Origin of the sequence: Fretibacterium fastidiosum (genome assembly GCF_964642095.1) — a bacterium.
In the GTDB taxonomy this organism is placed as follows: domain Bacteria; phylum Synergistota; class Synergistia; order Synergistales; family Aminobacteriaceae; genus Fretibacterium; species Fretibacterium fastidiosum.
Window position 1 is genome coordinate 2706099 of sequence record NZ_OZ209244.1, and the last position, 21342, is coordinate 2727440.

Sequence of the window (21342 nt, forward strand, 5' to 3'; positions counted from 1 at the left end):
AAGCGCTATCGGCTCGTCTCGATCTCGCCCAGCTTTTCCTCGAAGCCGTAGATCGTCGGGTCGATCTCGTCCACGGTGTCGTTCAGCTCATCGAGGCCGCGGAAGCGCCGTCCCCGCGGGAGCTGGTTCGAAAAGCGCTTGATCTTGAGCAGGGATTGAAGGTAGTTGCGCTCATAGGGCATGATCATCTGGGCGGCCATCAGGGCGCTTGGGCTGGGCTCCTCCAAAAACATCATCGCCATCTCCAGGTTCTCGTCGACCTCCATCTCGTCGTACCAGATGTCGGCCAGGATCGCCTGAAAGCGCGCGCGGTCCGCGCCGCGCACCTGCTGGCGGATCACCCAGTCGATGCGGTTCATGCCGCGCCGCAGCGCGTCCACCGTCCTCCTCGCGTCCTGGGCGGGCAGGGAGTTGCCCGCGATGTACTCCGCCTCCACCTCCAGCAGGACCTGCTTTCTCAGGAGGCGCCCATAGGAGGGCCTCAGCTGGACCAGGGCGGGCTCGGAGGGCGCGTTCACGAGGGCTTGAAAGACCGTGCCCGTGTCCACGCCGCGCCGCTCGTAGGGGGAGTTCTTCAGCCACGTCACGTACCCCGGATCGAACAGCCCCTTGCGTCCCGCCCGTCCGGCCATCTGCAGGAACTCGTTTTTGGAGATGGGATCCCGGTGGTGGTACTGCACCAGCTGCGCAAAGATGACGTACTGCGCGGGCAGGTTCACCCCAAGTGCCAGCGCGTTCGTCCCGCAGACCACGTCCAGGATCCGCTCGCGGAAGGCGGACTCCACCAAGAGTTTCTCCTTCGGGAACATCCCCCCGTGGTAGATCCCCACGCCGCGGAGAAGGGGCGGGGCGATGCGCTGGACCTCCAGGATGGCCGCCAGCTCTTTGAGGCGCTCCCGCGCCTCGCGGGACAGCAAGTGGTGCGGCCGAAGCTCCGCGACGTCCTCCGCCATCTGAAGGGCCCCTCGCTGGGAGAAGAGGAAGATCAGCGCGTCGTGGACGCCGCTTCGTCTGGCGGGCTTCTTCGGCGTGAAGATCAGCTGCGTCGTGCGCTTGTGGCTCTCGTGGATGATAAAGTTGCGCGAGCTGATCCGCGAGAGGTAGGCCCCCACGTTCTTGACGCCCCCCAGGGTGGCCGACATCACCAGGACGGGCGTGTCCGGGTGAGTCTCCCGTATCCCGTCGATGTAGGTCCGCGCGCGATCCGGATCGTTGAATATGTAGTGGAACTCGTCGATCACGAGCCGCTGGCCGGGCGTCGAGGCGTACTTCATCGTGTAGATCTCCTGCGTGCAGCAGATGACGCGCGCGTCCTCGTTGCGCTTGAAGTCCCCCGTCTCGATGCCCACGTCCAGCCCCATGCGCCGCAGGTCCATGTAGCGCTCGTTGCTCAGGGCCTTGATGGGGGCCGTGAAGATGACGCGGGCGGCGTCGGGCTCCCGGACGACTCCCTCCTCGTCCAGTATCCCGGCCCAGAGGTAGGCCACCAGCGTCTTGCCCGATCCCGTCGGCGCCGAGAGGACGGCGCTCTGTCCCGCAATGCTGCGGTATGCGTTCTTCTGCCAGTCGTAAAACGTCACTTTCTCCAAAGGCGCCAGCTCCAATGACACCCTGCGCCCCGTGCAGGGAAAAATAGCGAGCAGCTCATAAGCCGGGTTCTGTATACGACGGCCATTTATCTGGACGTCTCCTTGCGGAGCGCCTCGAGCGATCGTACCCGGGGGTCGGCGGGCCGCTTCATCCCCCCCTATTCGATCTTGCTCCGGGTGGGGTTTGCCAGGCATACGGCTCACACCGCATCCGGCGGGCTCTTGCCCCGCCTTTTCACCATTGCTCCCGTCTGGGGGCTGTCTGTTTTCTGTGGCACTTTCCTCCGGCTCGCGCCGACCGGACGTTATCCGGCACCCTGCCCTGCGGAGCCCGGACTTTCCTCCGCGCACCTGGCGCGGCGGCCGTCCGAGCTGCTCTTTTTAATTGTATCACGATGAGGCCGGTATCGGCCCGGCGTCTCCCCATCAAAAAAGCCGGCCCCGCAGCGCGGAAAAGGTGCGGAAAAAGAGGCTTTTTCGCTTGTTAATCCTCTGATTGAAAGGTAAAATTTAAGTTGTGTGTCTGAAGTTCTTTCTGATCTCATTCCGATCTGAAGTTCTTCCGGAGTCAACGCACGATACCATCATTCTGCCCCCTCTTTCGCTGCTTGCGGAGGGGTCGTTACAGTAAGGAGCGATACAAGGACATGCAACTGATCATCGCAGCATTGATTTTTGCGGCCGGCGTGGGCGTCGGATACCTGATACTTCAGGCATGGGACAACACGCGCCTCACCGGGGTGAAGAACCAGACCCTCCTCATGTTGCAGGAGGCCACCGACGCGGCCGAGCGCCTCAAGCAGGATCGGCTCACCGAGGCCAGGGACGAGGTTTCAAGGCTGAGGCAGGAGGCCAACCGCGACGCCAAGGAGCGGAGGGCCGAGCTCCAGAGGGTCGAGCGCAAGCTGGAGCAGCGGGAGGAGAACCTGGAACGAAAACTCGACCGGGTCTCCCACAAGGAGGACGAGCTGAGGCTGAAGCAGGAGGCGATCGAGAAGCGCGGCGCGGACCTCGAGGCGCTGATCCGACAGCAGGGCGACAAGCTGGAGGAGATCGCGCAGATGACGAAGGAGGAGGCCCAGGAAATCCTGCTCCGCAAGACGGAGGAGGACGCCCAGTACCTCATCGGGCTTCGCCTGAAGGAGCTGGAGGAGCGGGCCCATCGCGAGGCGGACCGCAGGGCCCGCGACATCGTCGTCGCGGCCATGCAGCGCTGCGCCGTGGAGAGCGCGGGCGAGGCGACGGTCAGCGTCGTCCCCCTCCCCTCGGAGGAGATGAAGGGGCGCATCATCGGCCGCGAGGGCCGCAACATCCGCGCCTTCGAGATGCTGACGGGAGTGGACCTCATCATCGACGACACGCCGGAGGCCGTGACCCTCAGCAGCTTCGACCCCGTCCGCCGCGAGGTCGCCCGCCGCGCCATGGAGCGGCTCGTGGTGGACGGCCGCATCCACCCCGCGCGCATCGAGGAGTTGATCGACAAGGCCACACACGACGTGGAGGACGAGATCATCAGCGAGGGGGAGTCCGCCGTCCTGGAGATGGGGATCAAGAACATCCACTCCGAGTTGGTGCGCACCCTGGGCCAGCTGAAGTTCCGCTTCAGCTACGGCCAGAACGCCCTGTCCCACAGCCTCGAGGTGGCGCAGATCGCGGGTGCCATCGCCGCAGAGCTGGACCTCGACGAGGAGCTGGCCCGCCGTTCGGGCCTGCTGCACGACCTGGGCAAGGCCGTCGACCATCAGGTGGAGGGCCCCCACGCCGCCATCGGGGCGGACCTGGCACAGCGCTTCGGCGAGAGGCCGGAGGTGGTCAGCGCCATCGCCTCCCACCACGACACCCTCGAGGTCAGCTCCGTCTACGAGGTGGTGGTCGCCCTCGCGGACGCCATCAGCGCGTCACGGCCCGGCGCGCGCCGCGAGAGCCTGGACGCCTACATCAAGAGGCTGGAGAAGCTCGAAGAGCTCGCCATGGGCTTCAACGGCGTCTCCAAGGCCTACGCCATCCAGGCGGGCCGCGAGGTGCGCGTCGTCCTCACCGCGGGCAAGACCGACGACGGCAGCGTGTACAAGCTGGCCTACGACATCGCGCGCAAGATCGAGGCCGAGATGAAGTATCCGGGGCAGATCAAGGTCAACGTCTCGCGGGAGACGCGCGCGTCGGAGTTCGCAAAGTGATGCGGGTGCTCTTTCTCGGCGACGTCGCCTGGAGCGTGGGACGGCGCGCCCTGGCCTGCGCCCTGCCGGAGCTGCGCCGCGAGTGGGGCGGCTTCGACTTCGTCGTCGTCAACTGCGAGAACGCGGCGGCGGGAAAGGGGATGACGGAGAAGATATTCAAAGAGTTCCTGGACCTGGGCGTGGACGGGATGACCTCAGGGAACCACATCTGGGACAAGAACGACTTCGGCGTCGTCCTGGGCTCGGACGCCCGCATCTTTCGCCCGGCCAACTACCCGGCGGTCTGCCCCGGCCAGGGGTGCGGCGTCCTGGAGCGCGGCGGACGCCGGCTCGGCATCCTGAACCTGGAAGGACAGGTCTTCATGCCGCCCATCGACTCCCCCTTCTACGCGGCGGACGCCTGCCTGGAGGAGCTGCGGGCCCAGGGGGGCCCTGAACTCCCCATCCTCGTGGACTTCCACGCGGAGGCGACCTCCGAGAAGGAGGCCATGGGCTTTTACCTGGACGGGCGCGTCTCCGCCGTCCTGGGGACCCACACCCACGTGCAGACCGCGGATGAGCGCATCCTCCCCGGAGGGACCGCCTACCTCAGCGACGTCGGCATGACGGGCGGCCACGGCGGCATCCTGGGCGTGAAGAAGGAGAGCGCCATGCCCCGCTTCCTCACGGGGATGCCCGCGCGCTTCGAGATGTGCACGGAGCTTCCGGCCGTCAACGGCGCGGTCGTGGAGATCGACGAGTCCACGGGCAGGGCGCGGAGCATCGTCCGCGTCCAGAAGGCCGTGGAGCTTCCGTAGGGCCATCCACGACCGGACCGAAGGCCCCGCCCCTCCGGGCGCGGCCGGGCTCGACCTGAAGGCGAGGGGGCGCGGATAATCCCGCGCCCCCTCGCCTTATACCAACTCGCGTCTAAAAAGAAGGGCAGAAAGGCCCCCCTGCAAGGGGGGCTGCCCCGAAGGGGGCTGGGGGGTGTTGAGTAGGCTAAGAGCAAACCCCTCCGCCGCCCTTGGCGGCACCTCCCCTTTCAGGGGAGGCAATCCACATTAGATGCGATTTGGTATTATATCAAAGCTCACTGGAGCCGTCCTCCACCTCCAGCGGCCCGCGGCTCAGGGTTTCCGCGTCCCCCCAGAGCCGCTCCAGCCTGTAGAAATCCCGCCCCTTGCGGCTGAAGACGTGCACCACCACGTTGCCAGCGTCCACCAGGCGCCAGTTGGAGCTCGTCTCGCCCTCCAGGCGGCAGGGGAGCCCGTGGCGCTCCAGAGCCTCCTCGGCCGCGTCCATCAGCGTCTTCATGTGGACCTCCGAGTTGCCCGTCACCAGGACGAAGACGTCCGACAGCGCTCCAACGCTGCTCAGGTCCATGAGGACGACGTCCTCGCCGCTCTTTTCCTCCAGCGCATCGAGAAGCCACCGGTATCCCTCCGCGCCGTTCGACAGCGCCTCTTTATCCAACACAGCCCCTCCCTTCTCTCTCGTCCCCGCCTTCCGCCTTTTCGCGCCCGGCCCGTCAGGGCGCCGGCTCGAGGCGGCGGAAGACGTCCTCCTTGTCGTGCCCCAGGATCAGCGTGAGCGAGGCGGCCCGCCGGTCCGCCCGAATCAGCCCCTGGTTCGTGATGCCGCACAGCTCGGCCAGGGCCAGGGCAGCGTCCCGCGCGGCCTCGCCCCCGTCCGGCGGGTAGATGATGTTCGTCGTGTGGTAGTCGTAGTGCCTGGCGTTGCCCGTGTAGGGAACCTCGATCCCGATGCGCTGAAAGATGTCCGCAGCCCGTTTGCCCAGGCCGCTCTCCCCGTCCCCGTTCAGGATGCGGAGGCTCCCCACCCTCAGGCGCAGCTCGGCAAGCCGGTCCGCGCTGACGGCCGCCAGCCCGTTCTCCTCCCGGCCGATGGCCGGGGCAAAGTCCGCGCTGCCCACGTCGAAGCTGACGGGGGCGGATTCGTCCGCCGAGGGAAGCGGCTCCGCCAGCATCATGGAAAAGCGGGCGTTGTCCAGTATCCAATAGCTGAGGCCACCGGCGTACCCGGCCTTGCCCGGCGCCATGAACATCTGGATTCGCTCCTTCGGCAGCGCCGTTGCGAACTGCAGGAGCTGCAGGGCCTCCACCGGGCTCAGGTCCGTGTCCACCGCGTTCACCACCTCGCCGATCAGGGACGGGATCTTCGGAATGATCGCCGGGGTCTTCAGCTTGGACATCAGGACGTCCATGAACTTCTGCTGCCGCTGCACCCTGCCGATATCCCCAAGGGGGTCGTGCCGGAAGCGCACGTAGCCCAGGGCCGCCATGCCGTCCAGGTGCTGCTGGCCCTTCTTGATGTTGATGAAGAGCTTGCCCGAATAGTCGTTGTAGGACAGGTTCTTCTCGACGTAGATGTCGATCCCGCCCAGGAGGTCCACGATCCGCGGAAAGCTCTCGTAGTTCACCTTCACGAAGTAGTCCACCGGCAGCCCCGTGAGGTTGACGATCGTCTCCCGCACGAGTTGGACGCCGCCGTAGACGTAGGCGTGGTTGATCTTGTCCCAGCCCTTCCCCGGAATGTACACGCGGGAGTCCCGCGGAATGGAGGCGACCCGCACCGCCTTGTTATCCACGTCAAAGATCACGATCGCGATGGCGTCCGTCCTGGACCCGCCGTCCACGTTGTCCAGCCCCACCACCAGGACGTTGACCGTCCCCCTCGCGGAGGCGATCGTCGGGGCCTCTCCCGCCGGAACGACCAGGTTTCCCTCGCTGTCCATGCTGGCCACGTCACCCTCAGACCTGGACAGGGAAAGGACGTTGGGGCTGAAAAAGACCTCCTTCAGGCGCAGAGCCGCTCCGCCCACGGTCGCTGCGAAGATCAGGAGGACGATCCCAAGAATCTTCAAAAACCTCACCGACGCGACACCTCCAACTCGATCGGTTTTGCGCGTCAACGCGCGGCCGGGCAGGACGCAAAGCTCTCCGCCCAACCCTCTTTACTTGTAAAGCCCGTTGGACTCGATGTAGATCTCGACCAGGTGCGGCACCAGAAAGCGGATGCTGCGCCCCCCCCGCGCTCGCTCGCGGATCTCCGTGCTGGAGATCGCAAATTGCGGGATCTCCACCAGCTTCAGGTTCTCCCGGACCTCCTGCGGCAGGGCTTCAATCCCCTCCACGGGGTACCCCGGACGACAGGCCGTCACCAGGGTGCAGAGCTTCGGGAGCAGCTTGTAGTCCACCCACGTCGCGATGTCGAGGATCGCGTCCAGCCCCGTGATGAAGAACAGGTCCTCCGGCGCCACGCCGCCCGCGATGAACTCGCGAAGCGTATCCACCGTGTGCGACGGCTGGCGCCGATCGACCTCCGTTCTGGAGACGGAGTAATTCAGGACGCCCGCCGTGGCCAGAAGGGTCATGGCGTAGCGATCCTCCGCCGACGTCACCCGACGATTCCGCTTGTGGGGCGGAGAGCCCGTGGGGACGAAGACGATGCGATCGATGTTCAACCGGCTCCGGCACTCCTCGGCGAGCAGGAGATGACCGTAGTGTATGGGGTCGAAGGTCCCCCCCATAATCCCCGTCTTTATGGACACTAAAATCCCCTCTCCCAGAAACGGCGCTGCCGGCAGGAGGACCCGGCGGCCGCTCCCTACTCCATGATCCTCTCGGGCTGAAAGTCGAACTCGGCGTCTCCGATCAGGACCCGGTCACCTTCATGGGCGCCCGCCGCCTCCAGGGCCTCCTCGACGCTGAGGCGCTTCAGGAGGCGCGAGAACTTCAGCATCGCGTCCTCGTGTTCAAAGTTGATGCGCCCCACGGCCCTCTCCAGGTTGGCGTGATCCACCCGGAAGCGGCCGTCCGAGAGACGTCGGACCTCCACGGGCTCCGGCGCGCCGCCGCGGCGGCGCGGGAGCTCCTGAACGTCCTGGACCTCCGGTGCCTCCGCGAGCGTCGTCCTCCCCACGGGCCGAGGATGGGCCCGGACCAGTGCGACGACCTCGCGGATCAGCTCCGGGATGCCGTCGCCCCTCAGCGCGCTCACCAAGAGGCAGGGCCTGCCCAGACGCTCCATCTCCCGCTTCAGGACGCGGGCGTTCTCCTCCGTGCCGGACAGGTCCGTCTTGTTGCCCACCACGATGCAGGGCCGGCCATCGAGGTCCGCGCCGTAAGCGCGAAACTCCGCCTCGACCACTTCAAGGTTCTTCAGCACGTCCTCCTCGGAGAGGTCCACCACGTGCAGCAGCACCCGCGTGCGTTCGATATGGCGCAGGAACTGAAGCCCCAGACCCTTGTTCTCGTGCGCCCCCTCGATCAGGCCGGGCACGTCGGCGACGACGATCTGCTGGTCGTCCACGGCCAGGACGCCGAGGTTGGGGGAGAGGGTCGTGAAGGGGTAGCCCGCGATGCGCGGCTTCGCCCCGCTGATGGCCGCCAGGATGCTGGACTTCCCCGCGTTGGGGAACCCGACGAGCCCCACGTCGGCGATGAGCTTCAGCTCAAGCGTCAGCGTCCGCTCCTCACCGGGATCGCCCTTCTCCGCAAAGCGCGGCGTGCGGCGCACGGAGTTGGCGAAGTGGGCGTTGCCCTTTCCCCCACGGCCGCCCCGCGCCGCCACGAAGGTCTGCCCCGGTTCCACCAGGTCCGCCAGGACGCGCCCGCTCTCGTCCCGGACCAGCGTGCCGCAGGGCACGAGGACCTTCAGGTCCGCGCCATTGGCCCCCGTCTTCATGGCCCCTGCGCCGTGCCCCGCATGGCCGGCCTGAAAACGGCGGTTGTACTCGAAGTCCGCCAGGGTGACGACGCCGCCCACGGCCTCCAGGATCACGCTGCCGCCCGTCCCCCCGTCCGCCCCGTCGGGGCCTCCCTTGGGGACGAACTTCTCCCGCCGGAAGCTCAGGGCGCCGTTGCCCCCTCGTCCGGCCCTCACCATAATCTTCGCAACGTCCACAAATTTCAAGTCAACACCACCGCGACAGAAGAACAGAAAAAAAGAAGGCCCCGCGCAAAAGGGGGGCCCTCAGGGGTTCCAGGGACAAACATCCGCCCACCGAGCGCGGAATTCAAGCAGGGTAAAGGGAAGGGGCGCCGTCGCCGCGTCGCTTCAGCGGCCCCCTCCAGCCGCTTCAGTTCGCGAGGGCGGGGACGATGGAGACGTACCTGCGGTCCCCCTTGACGGCATACTCCACCTTGCCGGGGACCAGAGCGAAGAGGGTGAAGTCGCGCCCAAGCCCCACGTGCTTTCCGGGATGCAGGTGCGTGCCGCACTGGCGGACCAGGATGCTTCCCGCCGTGACCTCCGTCCCCGCATAGACCTTGACGCCGCGGTACTTCGGATTGCTGTCGCGGCCGTTCGTGGAGCTGCCCTGCCCCTTCTTGTGCGCGAAAAACTGTATGTCGAATTTATAGATCATAGCTGCACCTCCGTAATGTGTACGTACTCACCGTTTCCAGCCGCGACCTCCCTCAGCGAGAGCGCCACCGTCCTCGTCAGAAGTTCCAGCGAGGGGGCGATCCTCTGCGGCCAGAAGACCCGAATCAGCGGGACGTCTCCATCCACCCGACACTCCAGCCCCTCGGCCTTCGCCACGTCGGAAAGGCCCAGCAGGAGCGCGTGGACCAGCGTGGAAACCGCCGCGCAGACGACATCCGCGCCCTTTTCGGCGAAGTCGGAGTGCCCGCGGCTCTCCAGCCCGCAGAGCGCCCCCTTCGCCCAGTAGAGCGTTACCTCCGTCACCGGAGGCTCAGGCGTCGATGCCCCGGATGACGACCTCGGTGAAGTACTGGCGGTGTCCCTGCATACGGCGGTAGTTCTTCTTGCTCTTGTACTTGAACACCAAAACCTTCTTGCCACGGCCCTGGGCCAGGACCTCCGCCCTCACGCTGGCTCCCTCGACGTAAGGTGTCCCAAAACGGACCCCCGTGTCGCCTCCGACCATCAGGACCTTGCCGAAGACGACCTCGCTCCCCGCCTCGCCGTCGAGGCGCTCCACGCGAAAGCGGTCCCCCTCCTGGACACGATACTGTTTCCCGCCCGTCTCAACCACTGCGTACATGATGATTTTTCCTCCTCCCGCTGAAAGCAGGCCCTCACCCTCGAGGTTCTTCACGCCTGCTCCATGCGATAGATAACTTCATGATTTTACGCAAGAGAGCGGCTTTCGTCAAGCAATAAAGCGCCTCCATCGTTACAGAAGTTAATCCGACTCTGACCCTGCATCCGTTCGGTGTGGGGAATGAAGAAGCGCGTTTTTCTGGCCCCCCTGAAAGGGGGTCTGCCCCGCAGGGGCTGAGGGGTTGTTTTGGCCCCGCAGGGGCGAGACTGACGGCCCGTGAGCAGCAGCGAACGGCAGCCGGAAGGCTCCCCGAAGGGGAGGCGAAATGAAGAAAGGGGAGCGGCTAGAACCGCCCCCCTGGTCCAGGAATCATTCCAATTCCCAATCGATCGTACAGTTCGTCGTTTTTGCCCGTCGGGACAGCGGTTCAGGCGCTTGCCTGCCCCTGCTTTCCGCGCGTCATGACGTCCATGAACACGGCGATCGCCCCGTCGCCGGTGACGTTGCACGCCGTCCCGAAGCTGTCCTGCGCGATGTAGAGCGCGATCATGAGGTTGAGCATACTGTCGTTGAAGCCCAGCATGGAGCTCAGGATGCCGAGGGCGGCCATCACGGCTCCGCCGGGGACGCCCGGCGCGGCCACCATCGTGATGCCCAGCATCAGGATGAACGGAAACAGTCCGCCCAGCGTCACGTCCATGCCGTTCAGCATCATGAGGGCGATCGAACAGCTCGTGAGGGTGATGGTCGATCCGGAGAGGTGGATGGTGGCGCAGAGAGGACAGACGAACTCCGCGATTCGGTCGCTCACGCCGTTGCTCTTGGTGCAGGCCACCGTCACGGGGATCGTCGCCGCAGAGGACTGGGTGCCGATGGCCGTGAAGTACGCCGGAAGCATACGACGGATGAGCTTGATCGGGTTCTTGCCCGCCGCGGTCCCCGCGATCGTGTACTGGATCAGGATGACCGCCACGTGCAGCAGGATGATGATCGCGAAGACGCGAACGAAGACGGACATGATGTCCATGACCGTGCCGGCATAGGTCATGTTGGCGAAGATGCCGTACACGTGCAGCGGCAGGAGGGGAATGAGGACGCCGGCCACCAGCTTTTCGATGATGTGCTGGACCTCGGAAAAGCCGTTCTTCAGCGACGTGCTGTGGGTGACGGCGATGCCGATCCCGAAGATGAAGGAGAGGAGGAGCGCCGTCATGACCCCCATCAGGGGCGGCATGTCGATCGAGAAGAGCCCCTTCAGCATGGTCTCCTCAGCGTTTTGAGCGTCCTCGAGCACGATGGAGCCCACCTTCAGGAAGGACGGGAAGACGGACACGTCCACGAAATAGGCCAGGAGCCCCGCAAAGAGGGTGGAGGCGTAGGCGATGAGGACGGTGAGCCCCAGGGTCTTCCCCGCGCCCTCGCCCAGCTCCGCGATGCCGGAGACCACAAAGCCGATGATGATCAGCGGGATGCAGAAGCCCAGGAAGTTGCCGAAGATGCTGTTGAAGGTCGCGCCGATCTGGATGATGAGCGGCAGTTCCGCGCTCCTGGCCATCGTTCCCACGACGACCCCCAGAACGATGGCGATGATCAGCCGCGGAAGAAGCCCGATGTGAAACTTTTTCTGTCCCTCGTTGCCCATGACGAAAGATTCCTCCTTAAACCTTAAATATTGTGTATGCGCGTCAGAGTTCGCGCGCTGCGCCTACTTCCCGAACGACCCGATCGCCGCCAGGACCTCGTCGATGTCCGCCTCCGTGTGGTCTGCGTTGATCTGGAAGCGAATCTCCTCCGCTCCGCGCGGCACCACTGGGAAGGTCATGCCCGTAGCCAACACCCCGTTCTCCAGCAGGTGCGCCACCATGGCTCTGGTCCGATCTGTGTCGTGCAGCACGAGGGGCGTCACGGGGTGCTCGCCGGGGATCGTCTCATACCCCAGCTTGACGAGCCCGTCCTCGAAGCGCTTCGTCATGACGCGCAGGTGCTCCAGTATCTTTGCGCCCTCGTCGCTTTCAAGGATGTCGAGGGCCTTCATCGTGGCGCAGGCCTCGCCCACCGTGATGGGGTTCGAGTAGATGTACATGGCCGCGTGCTCCCGCAGGTAGGTGATCAGCGCGCGCGACGCCGTCACGTAGCCGCCGTTCACCCCGTAGGCCTTGCCCAGGGTCCCGATCAGGACGTCCACCCTGGCTCCGGTCATCTCCTCCGTGCCGTGTCCGGTGCGGCCACAGGCCCCCACGCCGTGGGAGTCGTCCACCACGAGGAAGGCCCCCTCGGCGAAGTGCTCGTCATAGCTGTGGACCAGCTCCTGGATCTCCTTGAGCGGGGCGTGGTCACCCCTCATGCTGAAGATGCCGTCCGTCACCACGAGAACGCGCTTCGCCGTGCCAGCCTTCGCCTCATCGAGGCAGCGCTTCAGGTCGCCCAGGTCGTTGTGCTTGTACACCGCGCGGAAGGGGGGCCGGCCCAGTTTGATGGCGTTGATGATGCTGTTGTGGTTCAGCTCGTCGCTGACGACGAAGGTCTCCTTGCTGATGAGGGAGGTGATGACCCCGCCCACGGTCACGTAGGCCGCGCTGAAGATCATCGCGTCCTCCCGGCCATGGAAGGCCGCCAAACGGTGCTCAAGGTCGCGGTGCGCCTTGAACGTCCCGCTGATAAAGCGCACCGCGCCGGGCCCGACGCCAAAGCGGCGCGTGCCCTCCTCGTCCGCTGCGATCATGTCCTCGCGCAGGGCGAGGCCCAGGTAGGAGTTGGAGTTCATGCGAATGAACTCCTTGCCGCCGCGCCCCTCGAGCAGGTAGCGGGGCCCCCTGGACCCGGCGGCCCGCTTCACCTCGACGATGATCTCCTCCTTCCCCTTCATGCGCCCTTCCTGCTTCAGCCTCTCAAGCTCCGCAGCGAGGGCCGCCTCCAGCTTCTTCATGATCTTCATCGCTCTCCTTTGATTTAAAGATGAACAGGGATGAACATTAGAATTTAGAACGGGGACGATGCCGCCCAGGCAGGATTAGAACTTCGCCTCATCGCCCAGCTTGAGGCGCAGGTTCTTCAACATGTCGTCGGTCATGGCGTTCAGGTCGTACTTCGGGTTCCAGTCCCACTCCGCCCGCGCCGCCGAATCGTCGATGGAGTTGGGCCAGCTGTCAGCGATGGCCTGGCGCACGGGATCGACGTCGTAATCCATGACGAAGGACGGAATGCGGACGCGGATCGCCGCCGCCACCTGCTCCGGCTCAAAGCTCATCGCCGTGATGTTGAAGCAGCAGCGGTGGACCAGTCGTGCCGGGTCCGCCTCCATGACCTGCACCATGCCGTCGATGGCGTCCGGAATGTACATCATGTCCATGTAGGTTCCCGCCGCGATGTAGCTGGTGTAGCGCGCCGCCTGCACGGCCTGATAGTAGATGTCCACTGCGTAGTCCGTCGTCCCCCCGCCCGGCAGCGTCTTGTAGGAGATGAGGCCGGGGAACCGCACCCCCCTGGTGTCGACGCCCCATTTCTTGTGGTAGTACTCGGCCAGGAGCTCTCCGGCCACCTTGGTGATGCCGTAGATGGTGTTGGGACGCTGAATCGTGTCCTGCGGGGTCTTGTCGTGGGGTGTTTCAGGGCCAAAGGCGGCGATGGAGCTGGGGAAGAAGACCGCACAGCCCTTCTCGCGGCCCATCTCGAGGGCGTTGCACAGCCCCTGGATGTTGATCTGCCAGGCAAGCTGAGGCTTCTTCTCCGCGTTGGCCGACAGGATCCCGGCCAGGTGGTAGATCGTGTCCGGCTTGAACTTCGACACGCACTCCGCGTACCGCTCCGCCTCTCGGACGTCCAGGATCTCGAAGGGGCCCTCCGGAAGGGCGTGCGCCGCATCCTCCCGGACGTCGGTGGCAAGGACGTTCGCCGCGCCGTAGTCCCGGCGCAGCCGCGTTACGAGCTCCGTCCCGATCTGTCCAAGGCACCCCGATACCATGATCCTCTTCATTGTGAAGACACCTCCATACAGGATTGGATTCCTGATCTCAGTATAGGACAACGAGAGGACGTTTTAAGTTGCTATATTTTATATTCTAAAAGGACACCCCATACAGCCTCGCTCAATGCTCTGAATGCCTCTCCTATCTTCTCATTATGACAAAAAAGGTTCAGAGGGCTGAGCAAGTCTGGATGAGCTATGAAGTATGAGAGCGGCTTCGCCTTAGGCATCCAATCTGTGGATTTGAAATCTGCGATAGGAACGCGGACGGTATCGCCGCGTTGCAATGTTTCATCCACACGCCACCACAAGCCAACTGGAACGGAGTACGTCGTGTTCATAACCAGTCGGCCGAAACAGAACAGGGCGGCAAGCGCCGCCCCGACAAGAAGAATCGATGCTGCACTTCGCCGCATTATAGAATGGAATTTGATTGCATCGTCTTACGCCTCTTTAATTAAGCGTCTGTTCGTTTTCTTAGCCGTAATGTTACGATGCTCTCTGTTGAAAGAATAGAATTTACTTAAAGCCGGGAGTGAAAGTTTCGCCCTTAGCACGGACGCTCAAGTACAGGATGTCTCCGCCGTCATACCTCTCTTCAGGGGCTATGCTCCTGTATCCGTCGTGTTCCACATCGACGTTTTGAGCCATCTCCTTGCGCACGTCTTCAGGCACACCTTCAAGGCTGTACCCAATCCAGCACTTTTTGCTGTTCCCGTGAAATGACCAACGACCACTGGAAAAATCGACAGCGGTCTTAGGAATACCCAACTCATACAGCTTTTCAATGTAGGGACGCAAAATTTTTTCCATGTGTTCCGGTGTATCCAGGACGGTCCCCAGGTCAAAATCCTTGTTCGATTCAATTTCCTTCCTGTGGTCATCAAGATAGCCCATCCCCATCAGGCCATTGAGGGCCAATTTAACGTTTTTGATAGGACCGAGTATGTTGTTCAGTTCCTCAGAGGTAGAAAATTTGCCGAACGTCTTCTTGTGGCTCTGGATACCGAGTTTCTCAAGCGTCTGTTCGTTCTCCTCAGCGTAATACTGTGTCAGCCAGTGCATTTCTTTCCCCTGCTCTGCCTGAAGTTCCTCAAAGACCGTGCGGGCCTCGCGTACACGGGCTTTCAGCTCAACGTTAGCTGCGGCCGGGTCTTCCGGCAGCGGAGCATCCTTTCTGTCTTTGCAGTATTTTTCAATCCAGGTGTTCGCAGACTTCGAGCCTCTAACGGCTATCATCTGCAACTCCATCGAAGCATCATGAGCCTGCTTCGTCAGCATCTCATTCTCCGCAGCGAGCTCCTCCGGCGTCATCGAGGCAATGGCCGGCGTGTTGATGGACGAGCCGCCGCTGCCTACCAGGGAATACACTCCGGCAGCCAGAATTCCCAGCACCAGGACAACAACAACCACGTTTCCCATTTGCAGCTTCTTCACGAAAACCGCCCCTTTCCATCTTGCCACACAGGCTATCTGCGCAGCGTTTTTTTGTTCTTTTGTACCAGAGGCTCGACACGCGCCGTGCTGCCGTCCCTGGCATAAGCGATCTTCAGGTTCTGGCCACGCTCCGGGGAAACATCCAGCCTGTCCAGTCTGTGGACGTACAGGCCGCTGCCGATCCTCTGGAGGCAGTAGCCTTGCTCCTCGTTCACGTGGATGATCTCACCTTTGTATGTCTGGCCATCCTCGCGCGGTTCGACAAAAATCTTTGGCGCCTCGATGAGGTTGAGTTCCTGGATTTCCTTCTCCAGCTTTACCGCTTCCGGGAAAAGCGCCTCGCGCTGGAGCTCTTGAAAGTGTTCGAGGCCTGCTCTCAGATTCGCCTGGCGGGCGGCATAGTATTCCGTTCGGGCATCCTCCTGTGCCGGAAAGTACCGCTTCCCAACGCCCAGATAGGATATTTGGCCGCTGACGAAGGTATACATGCCATCGCCCCGTGGAATGCCTCGGATTCCGTTGGGGAAGATGCTCTCGACGTGTTCTCGGTAGGTTTTCGGGTCCTGAACGAGCTTCAAGGACAGCTCCGCTTCTCCGCTCCGCGAAAGCTGCTTGTCCAGGATATCGGAATCCGTCTCCTTCAGGTACTGCTCGACTGCGATACACTGGCGCTCCAGCTTGAGGGCATGGAGGGCGTTCCCGTCCTGTGACGCCTCCAACAGAACAGACGAAAGTTCCTTCAACGCTGCGTTGTAGCCGCTCCGATCCTCTGATGAAGCAACGGATTCAAATGCTTTCGTTAAGTCAAGAAAAAGATTCTCTCGACTCGTTATATCAGGCTTCAAGCCATTCTTTTCCATAGGCTGCTACCACATCATCCAAATTGTGTCCAGATTTTTTTAACCGTTCAACACCCCAATCTGTCTTGAGAACACGAGCCATGGGCAACGATAAAGGAATTTGCTTTGCAAGTTTTATGGCTAGTTCTTTGTTTCCAGCTTTAAAGGCATCTGCAACCTGTCTTCCAATTTCCTTACGCCGAGCTTCTGGCATTGTAGATTGAAATATAAAGCTCCTCCCCCTTCCGAGTGACATCGTATCACTGCCTGAGAACACGGGTTTTCCGCCGCCGTCATCCACGGTCAACGGTTGTACGGCACGTCAAATGATCGGACGTTCCAGTACAGGATGTCTCCGCCGTCACTCCTCGTCCCGTTCCCTGAGGCGCACCGTCGGGATCTTCGACAGGCGCGAGAAGGTCGAAACCGGCAGCTGCGGCGTCTCATCGGCCCCCTCCACCTTCGCGGAGCGCTTCGCCGCCTCCGCCGCAACCCGGTTCTCCGCGACGATGACGTCCCAGAGCTCCTTGCGCCAGATCTGCGTCGCCTGAGGCGCCGTGATCCCCAGCCTCACCACGTCGCCCCGAACGTCGATCACCATCACCTCGACGTCCGTCCCGATCTGTATGGACTCGTTGATGCGTCGGCTCAAGACCAGCATCAGCCCTGTCCCCCTGCAGCCGCAGCCTGACTCCGCATCCTCGTGCGCACGTCGTCGGGGAAGACGGCGTGGCGAATGGGGTACTCTTCATTGAGCGCGATGACCTGCACGGCCTTGCGCGTCTTGAGGTTCAGCAGAATGGGCGCCCTCAGGTTCGCCGTCATGTTCCACGGCGCGCCCTCCGGAATGGACACCACGATCAGAAGGGCCAGGTCGGCGGGGTCCATGGAGCCCACCAGCTCCAGCTCGTCCTCCGGAATGCGCGCGTTATAATCCGGGCGCACCGCGTCCGGCGTCGTCACCGGCAATGCCAGAGCCGGGTCCTCCAGGTTCTGAAGCCACTTGATGGCGTTGTCCTCGCTCCCCACCAAAATCCAGCGATGCCGGTCCTCAAAGGCCGGAATGCCCCTGGGAAACGCCAGGACGTCCTCGTCCCCATAGGAGACCTCGCCAAACCGTTCCGTCGCTATCGTCGTTGCTGACATCTTTATCCTCATACTTTCACGCCCGCCACGAAAAATCAGGAAAACAGGGCGGACAAGACCTGACCGCCCTGCGCCTCCGACCGCCCCATCGAGACCGCCGGTCCGTCGTTTCGGCACTATTATACACGAGGCGCCCCGCAGCCCGGCGAGGGGCCGCGGACGCCCGCCAAAAAGCCACAGGGGGCAAACGCCCTCCGCGGCCTGCAGGTCCTAGCGAATGAAGTCCAGCAGGCTGGGCTGGATCAGCTGAGCGATGACGGCGAGGTTCGACTGATAGACGTAGTTGGCCATCATGAGCTGCGTTGCGATCTCCGCCGGGTCCACCGTCGCAAGTTCGTCGTGGGTCTCCGTCAGCAACGTGTTCTCCGTCGTCAGGCGGTCCATGTTGGCCTTGTAGCGGTTCTGCATGGCGCCGTTGGAGGAGAGCACGCTCAGGACGTTGTCGATGAAGGCGTCGATGCGCGGCAGCATGACCTCGCTCAGGCCGGTCCGGTTCCCGGCCCGCACCGCCGCGGTGACGTCGCCGAACATCTCGTAGCCGTTCTGCTTCCTCTCGTTGGCGCCGCTGCGGTTCGTCGTGTTCTGCACGAAGATCCCCTGGGGTTTGCGCGTGTTGGCAGGATCGTCCAGCTTATACCCGCCCCGATAACAGGTCTTGACCTCGCTGGCGGTCCCGCCGAAGAACTCTGCCGTCCGATCTCCCGCCGTCGTCATCGGAGTGCCGTCCGCCTTCACCTTCGTGACCTCGGCCCTGATCGAGTAGCCCCGCGGGGACCACAGCACGAGACGGCCCTCGTCGTTCAGCTCCGCCTTGACGTCGTAGTCCTGCATGCGGGCGTTGATGGTCGCCACCAGGTCCTTCGCGTCCATCTTTCCGTTCCCGTTCACGTCGCGCATCGCCGTCATGTCGATGGTGTGCGTGTATCCGGCCACGGTGATCGAGAAGACGCTTCCTTCGGTCTCCCCCACCGACCACTCCATGCCGCTGACGTCCTTTTCGCCCTGGATACCCGTGCTGAGGCCGAGGTGTTTTTTCGCGATCGTCCCCTTGACGTCGACGACGTTGACCGCCGAGCCGTCCTTTGCCGCGATGGAGAGGATGGGGTAGTCGCCGCTCTGCCGCCCCTCCTGCCCCAGGTGAGCGTCGAAGTAGTTGACGTAGAGCCAGTCCTTTGCCTGGGAGCGCAGGCGGTCCATGACGTCCTTCACCGTGTCGTTCTCCGAGACGTCGATGGTCACGCTGCGCCCCAGGCTCTCAAAGCGCAGGACGCCGGACGCCCCGAACTTCTGTCCGTCCTTCATCGGGGCCTCGGTCCGCTTCAGGTTGGCCGAGACGCCGCCGTGGATGCCGAGCTGGGCCGCGATGCCCCCCGCGTAGTCCGACCATTCGGGGTCGGAGAAGGGCAGGTCCACCACCGAGAAGGGCTCACCCGACAGGAAGTGGATGGAGGCGGAGTGCGGAATCTCCGCGCCGTTTTTGTCCACCGGCACGGTGAGCCCCATGACGTTCGCCCCCTCCTGAGCGTTCACCTGGTTCACGATCTCCCGCATCACCTTCACCCGATCGACCTCGCCGGTGGCGGGGTCCACGACGGCCTTCTTCGTGATGTTGACGTCGTAGGTCTTTCCGCAGTTCATCTGGACGCGCACCTTCACCCCCAACTCGTCGTCCACGCAGGGGGCCTCGGGAAAGACAATGCTCTTCACTCCCATGTCGGGGGTCGTGCGGAGCGACGTGGACAGGCCCATCTCGTCGGCGTAGTGTTGGTCGTTCATGTCCAGGAACAGGACCTGCTCGCCCTTCAGCCCGCGGATGACAAGGCGCTGCGTGGCCTTCTCTCCATTGTAGCTGGTGCCAAGCCCCGACTCCGTCCCGTCCTCGCTGCGGCCGTCCTTGTTGTACACGTCCACCGTCACGTCAAGCCAACCCGCGCCGGCGTTTCGGATGCGGGCGGCCAGGTCGTCCATCGTGTACTCTCCGGGGTTCAGGGTGATGTCCGCCGTGTGCCCGCCGCTCATCACGCGCCAGTGCAGCGGCTTACCCTGATAGGGATTTGTCTTGGGGTCATAAGGCTTCGTGGGGTCTTTCAGCTGCCCCACCTTCAAGGTTCTGCCGTTCTCGAACTCCACGCTCTTCAGGGCCGTCTCCATCCCCAGGACGTCGAACACGTCCATGTGGCTGTGATCGACGGGGCGCGTCTGCGGCTTGGAGGCGATGACCCCCCGCTGCTCCCCCGTCTCGGCGTCCTCGGCGAAGGTGAAGTCGAAGAGTGCCAGCGCCCCTCCGGACCCCGTGATGGTGAGGGAGGGGTAGTGCAGGGACTCCGCCGCGGCGTTCGTGGACAGGCTGTCCGCGGGCAGCTCGCCGACGCGCTTCGCCACGGCCACCAGCTGGTCCGCGTCGGCGGAGGTTCGGGAGTAGACGCCCTCGATGGCGTTGAGCTTCTCCGCGACATCCGTCAGGGTGTCGCCCTCGTTGACGTAGACCGTCACCGACAGCTTGTCCCCCACCTTGACGGAGAGGGAGCTGGTGGAGCTCTTCACGGGCCCCGCCTCGCCGAACAGCTGCTGGACGCCTCCCGCAGCGCCGTGGTCCTTCACCGTCACCTGACCGCGGGAGGACTGGAGCACCAGGCGTCCCGCGACGACGGAGGCCACGGGCACGTCGCCGGCGTCCACCGGGATCTTCTTGTTGATCTCCGCCACCAGGTCCGAGATGGAGCGCATTCCGGCAAACTCGAAGTCGTAGTCCTTGCCGTCCACGTTGACGGTGATGCCCTTGCCCAGCGAGTCGTCGCGCCAGCCCAGGACGCTGGCCTTCCCCATGAGGCCGCTGTACTTCGCGGCCTCGCTCCGGCGCGCCGCGCCGAAGAGCTGCTCCGCCGCCGTGCCGTCCACGCGGATGGATTTACCGTCCGCGGAGGTCAGCACCAGCTTCCCGTTCCTGCTGGAGGCCGTGACGCCGGCGGGGAGAACGCCTGCCGTATTCAGTTCATCAAGCAGAGCCTTCACGTTTGCGGGGTCCGCCGCAAACGTGTAGGTCTTTTTCTCCTGGGTCCCGTCCTTCGCGGTCGTGACGACGGTCAGGGCTTTATCCTTCAGCCCGGACAGGGAGATGTCCGCCGTGCCGCCCAGCAGGGAGGCGTTCCAGTTCGGGGTTTCTACCTTCAGATTCCCTCCGGCCGTCGTCCCGGTCTTCTTGAACTGAATGCCGGCGATGGACTGTGGCATGGGCGTGTAGTCCGTGGTGGGCCAGCCGGTGATGCCCACCTTTTCGCCCGTGTGGCTCTTGATGACCATCTGCTGGCGGCCCGATGCCAGGTCCTTCTCCACCGACGCCCGGACCAGCATGTCCGCCCCCTGCTCCTCCAGGGAGCGGTTGACGAGCGCCGCCAGGTCGTCCAGGCTGATGCCCGACACCTCGCCGGGGTCGCGGAACTGGTTGTAGTCCGTCGGCTTCGTCTTCCCCGTCGCCACCTCGTCGATCCAGCGCTCCGGGATGAAGACGGAGATCGTCCGGTTCCCGACGGTGATCTGGACCTTTTCCTCGCGCCCCTTCCACTGCCAGTCCAGCGGCACGTAGTGGCTGCATACGAAGTAGGCCTTCTCTTTGTTCGGAAGCACCTCGCTGCCCGTGAAGGAGACGTCCCCCGTCAGGACGTTCGAGAGCGCGTACTTGATGCGCTCGTCCGTGCCGCGGTAGGTCAGGGTGCCGTCCGCGTTGAGCACGAAGGGGGCCTCCCCCGTGCTCGTGCCGCCGAAAAGGTACTGCCCTGCGACCTTGGTGTTCAGGGCGTCCAGGATGGTCTGCCGGTTGGCCTCGATCTGCTTTGCGATGATCTCGCGATCGCTCTTGCTCAGCGCGGCGTCTCCCGCCTGGATCACCAGGGTCCGGATGGCCTTCGCCGCGTTCAGGACCTGATCCAGCACGCCCTCCGCGTGCTTCAGGAGCGCCACGGCGTTCTCGCCGTTCTCCTTGTAGTCCTCGTTGGCCCCGATGGCGGATTGCAGCTCAAGCGCACGGGAGATGGCCGAGGGGTTCTCGGACAGGTTGGAGTACTTCTTCAGGGTCGCCAGCTGCTTTTGGAGGTTCTGAATGTTCCTGTAGTTGCCCTGCAGCGAACTCAAAAGAGTTTTGTAGGAGCCCACGCTCGTCGCTCGGCTGTACATGTCCTTA

At 63.6% G+C, this 21342-nt stretch carries 20 protein-coding genes and 1 other RNA gene; 2 read left to right on the forward strand and 19 right to left on the reverse strand.

All coding sequences use genetic code 11. From position 1 onward, the window contains the following. Positions 1-5: 5 nt before the first annotated feature. Together ACK28C_RS12085 and rnpB are read right to left on the reverse strand one after the other, a co-directional pair. Positions 6-1580 carry a DEAD/DEAH box helicase gene (locus ACK28C_RS12085; RefSeq protein WP_243440691.1) on the reverse strand — a complete coding sequence of 525 codons (1575 nt, stop codon included), beginning with the start codon at positions 1578-1580 and terminating at the stop codon, positions 6-8. A 52-nt stretch (positions 1581-1632) separates the two neighbouring features. Next, positions 1633-1968, reverse strand: an RNA gene (rnpB, locus tag ACK28C_RS12090) — RNase P RNA component class A. Positions 1969-2236: 268 nt separating this feature from the next. Here rnpB and rny point away from each other — a divergent pair. Then, positions 2237-3766, forward strand: coding sequence for a ribonuclease Y (gene rny / locus ACK28C_RS12095; RefSeq protein ID WP_015555771.1), 1530 nt, complete (start codon positions 2237-2239; stop codon positions 3764-3766). Beyond that, positions 3766-4563, forward strand: a complete 798-nt coding sequence (locus ACK28C_RS12100; protein ID WP_015555772.1) for a TIGR00282 family metallophosphoesterase — start codon at positions 3766-3768, stop codon at positions 4561-4563. Before rny ends, ACK28C_RS12100 begins: the two co-directional genes overlap by 1 nt. Before the next feature lie 268 nt (positions 4564-4831). On the opposite strand, the gene rsfS is transcribed toward ACK28C_RS12100, so the two are convergent. From rsfS to flgL, 17 genes are all read right to left on the reverse strand, one after another. Next, positions 4832-5224, reverse strand: coding sequence for a ribosome silencing factor (gene rsfS / locus ACK28C_RS12105; protein WP_243440530.1), 393 nt, complete (start codon positions 5222-5224; stop codon positions 4832-4834). A 52-nt stretch (positions 5225-5276) separates the two neighbouring features. Then, positions 5277-6641 (reverse strand): LCP family protein, encoded by a 1365-nt coding sequence (locus tag ACK28C_RS12110; protein WP_208872436.1) that lies wholly within the window; start codon positions 6639-6641, stop codon positions 5277-5279. An 81-nt stretch (positions 6642-6722) separates the two neighbouring features. Then, positions 6723-7319 (reverse strand): nicotinate-nucleotide adenylyltransferase, encoded by a 597-nt coding sequence (gene nadD, locus ACK28C_RS12115; protein WP_243440531.1) that lies wholly within the window; start codon positions 7317-7319, stop codon positions 6723-6725. 56 nt (positions 7320-7375) lie between these two features. Next, positions 7376-8674: a GTPase ObgE gene (gene obgE, locus ACK28C_RS12120; protein ID WP_341524201.1), complete on the reverse strand. Its 1299-nt coding sequence runs from the start codon at positions 8672-8674 to the stop codon at positions 7376-7378. Positions 8675-8849: 175 nt separating this feature from the next. Continuing rightward, positions 8850-9137 carry a 50S ribosomal protein L27 gene (rpmA, locus tag ACK28C_RS12125; RefSeq protein ID WP_015555774.1) on the reverse strand — a complete coding sequence of 96 codons (288 nt, stop codon included), beginning with the start codon at positions 9135-9137 and terminating at the stop codon, positions 8850-8852. Beyond that, positions 9134-9460, reverse strand: coding sequence for a ribosomal-processing cysteine protease Prp (locus tag ACK28C_RS12130; RefSeq protein ID WP_208872438.1), 327 nt, complete (start codon positions 9458-9460; stop codon positions 9134-9136). The genes rpmA and ACK28C_RS12130 overlap by 4 nt, the downstream gene beginning before the upstream one ends. A gap of 7 nt (positions 9461-9467) precedes the next feature. After that, complete coding sequence (gene rplU, locus ACK28C_RS12135; RefSeq protein ID WP_015555775.1) at positions 9468-9779, reverse strand: 50S ribosomal protein L21; 312 nt, start codon at positions 9777-9779, stop codon at positions 9468-9470. Positions 9780-10206: 427 nt separating this feature from the next. Beyond that, positions 10207-11421, reverse strand: coding sequence for a dicarboxylate/amino acid:cation symporter (locus ACK28C_RS12140; RefSeq protein WP_015555776.1), 1215 nt, complete (start codon positions 11419-11421; stop codon positions 10207-10209). 63 nt (positions 11422-11484) lie between these two features. After that, positions 11485-12705, reverse strand: a complete 1221-nt coding sequence (locus tag ACK28C_RS12145; RefSeq protein WP_208873922.1) for an aminotransferase class I/II-fold pyridoxal phosphate-dependent enzyme — start codon at positions 12703-12705, stop codon at positions 11485-11487. Between the two features lie 84 nt (positions 12706-12789). Then, entirely contained in the window at positions 12790-13752 is a 963-nt protein-coding gene (locus ACK28C_RS12150; RefSeq protein ID WP_015555778.1) for an NAD-dependent epimerase/dehydratase family protein, read from the reverse strand. 71 nt (positions 13753-13823) lie between these two features. After that, on the reverse strand, positions 13824-14084 hold the full coding sequence (locus tag ACK28C_RS12155) for a hypothetical protein (protein WP_409152250.1): 261 nt from the start codon (positions 14082-14084) through the stop codon (positions 13824-13826). A gap of 178 nt (positions 14085-14262) precedes the next feature. Then, positions 14263-15180, reverse strand: a complete 918-nt coding sequence (locus tag ACK28C_RS12160; protein ID WP_208872440.1) for a hypothetical protein — start codon at positions 15178-15180, stop codon at positions 14263-14265. Positions 15181-15212: 32 nt separating this feature from the next. Continuing rightward, positions 15213-16040, reverse strand: a complete 828-nt coding sequence (locus tag ACK28C_RS12165) for a hypothetical protein (RefSeq protein WP_015555779.1) — start codon at positions 16038-16040, stop codon at positions 15213-15215. Then, positions 16015-16275, reverse strand: a complete 261-nt coding sequence (locus tag ACK28C_RS12170) for a hypothetical protein (protein ID WP_208872441.1) — start codon at positions 16273-16275, stop codon at positions 16015-16017. Before ACK28C_RS12170 ends, ACK28C_RS12165 begins: the two co-directional genes overlap by 26 nt. A 105-nt stretch (positions 16276-16380) precedes the next feature. After that, entirely contained in the window at positions 16381-16680 is a 300-nt protein-coding gene (gene csrA / locus ACK28C_RS12175; RefSeq protein WP_015555780.1) for a carbon storage regulator CsrA, read from the reverse strand. Then, a complete protein-coding gene (fliW, locus tag ACK28C_RS12180; protein ID WP_015555781.1) occupies positions 16680-17165 on the reverse strand; it encodes a flagellar assembly protein FliW in 486 nt (161 codons plus the stop codon). The genes csrA and fliW overlap by 1 nt, the downstream gene beginning before the upstream one ends. Before the next feature lie 210 nt (positions 17166-17375). Then, on the reverse strand, positions 17376-21335 hold the full coding sequence (flgL, locus tag ACK28C_RS12185; protein WP_015555782.1) for a flagellar hook-associated protein FlgL: 3960 nt from the start codon (positions 21333-21335) through the stop codon (positions 17376-17378). Positions 21336-21342: the final 7 nt, after the last annotated feature.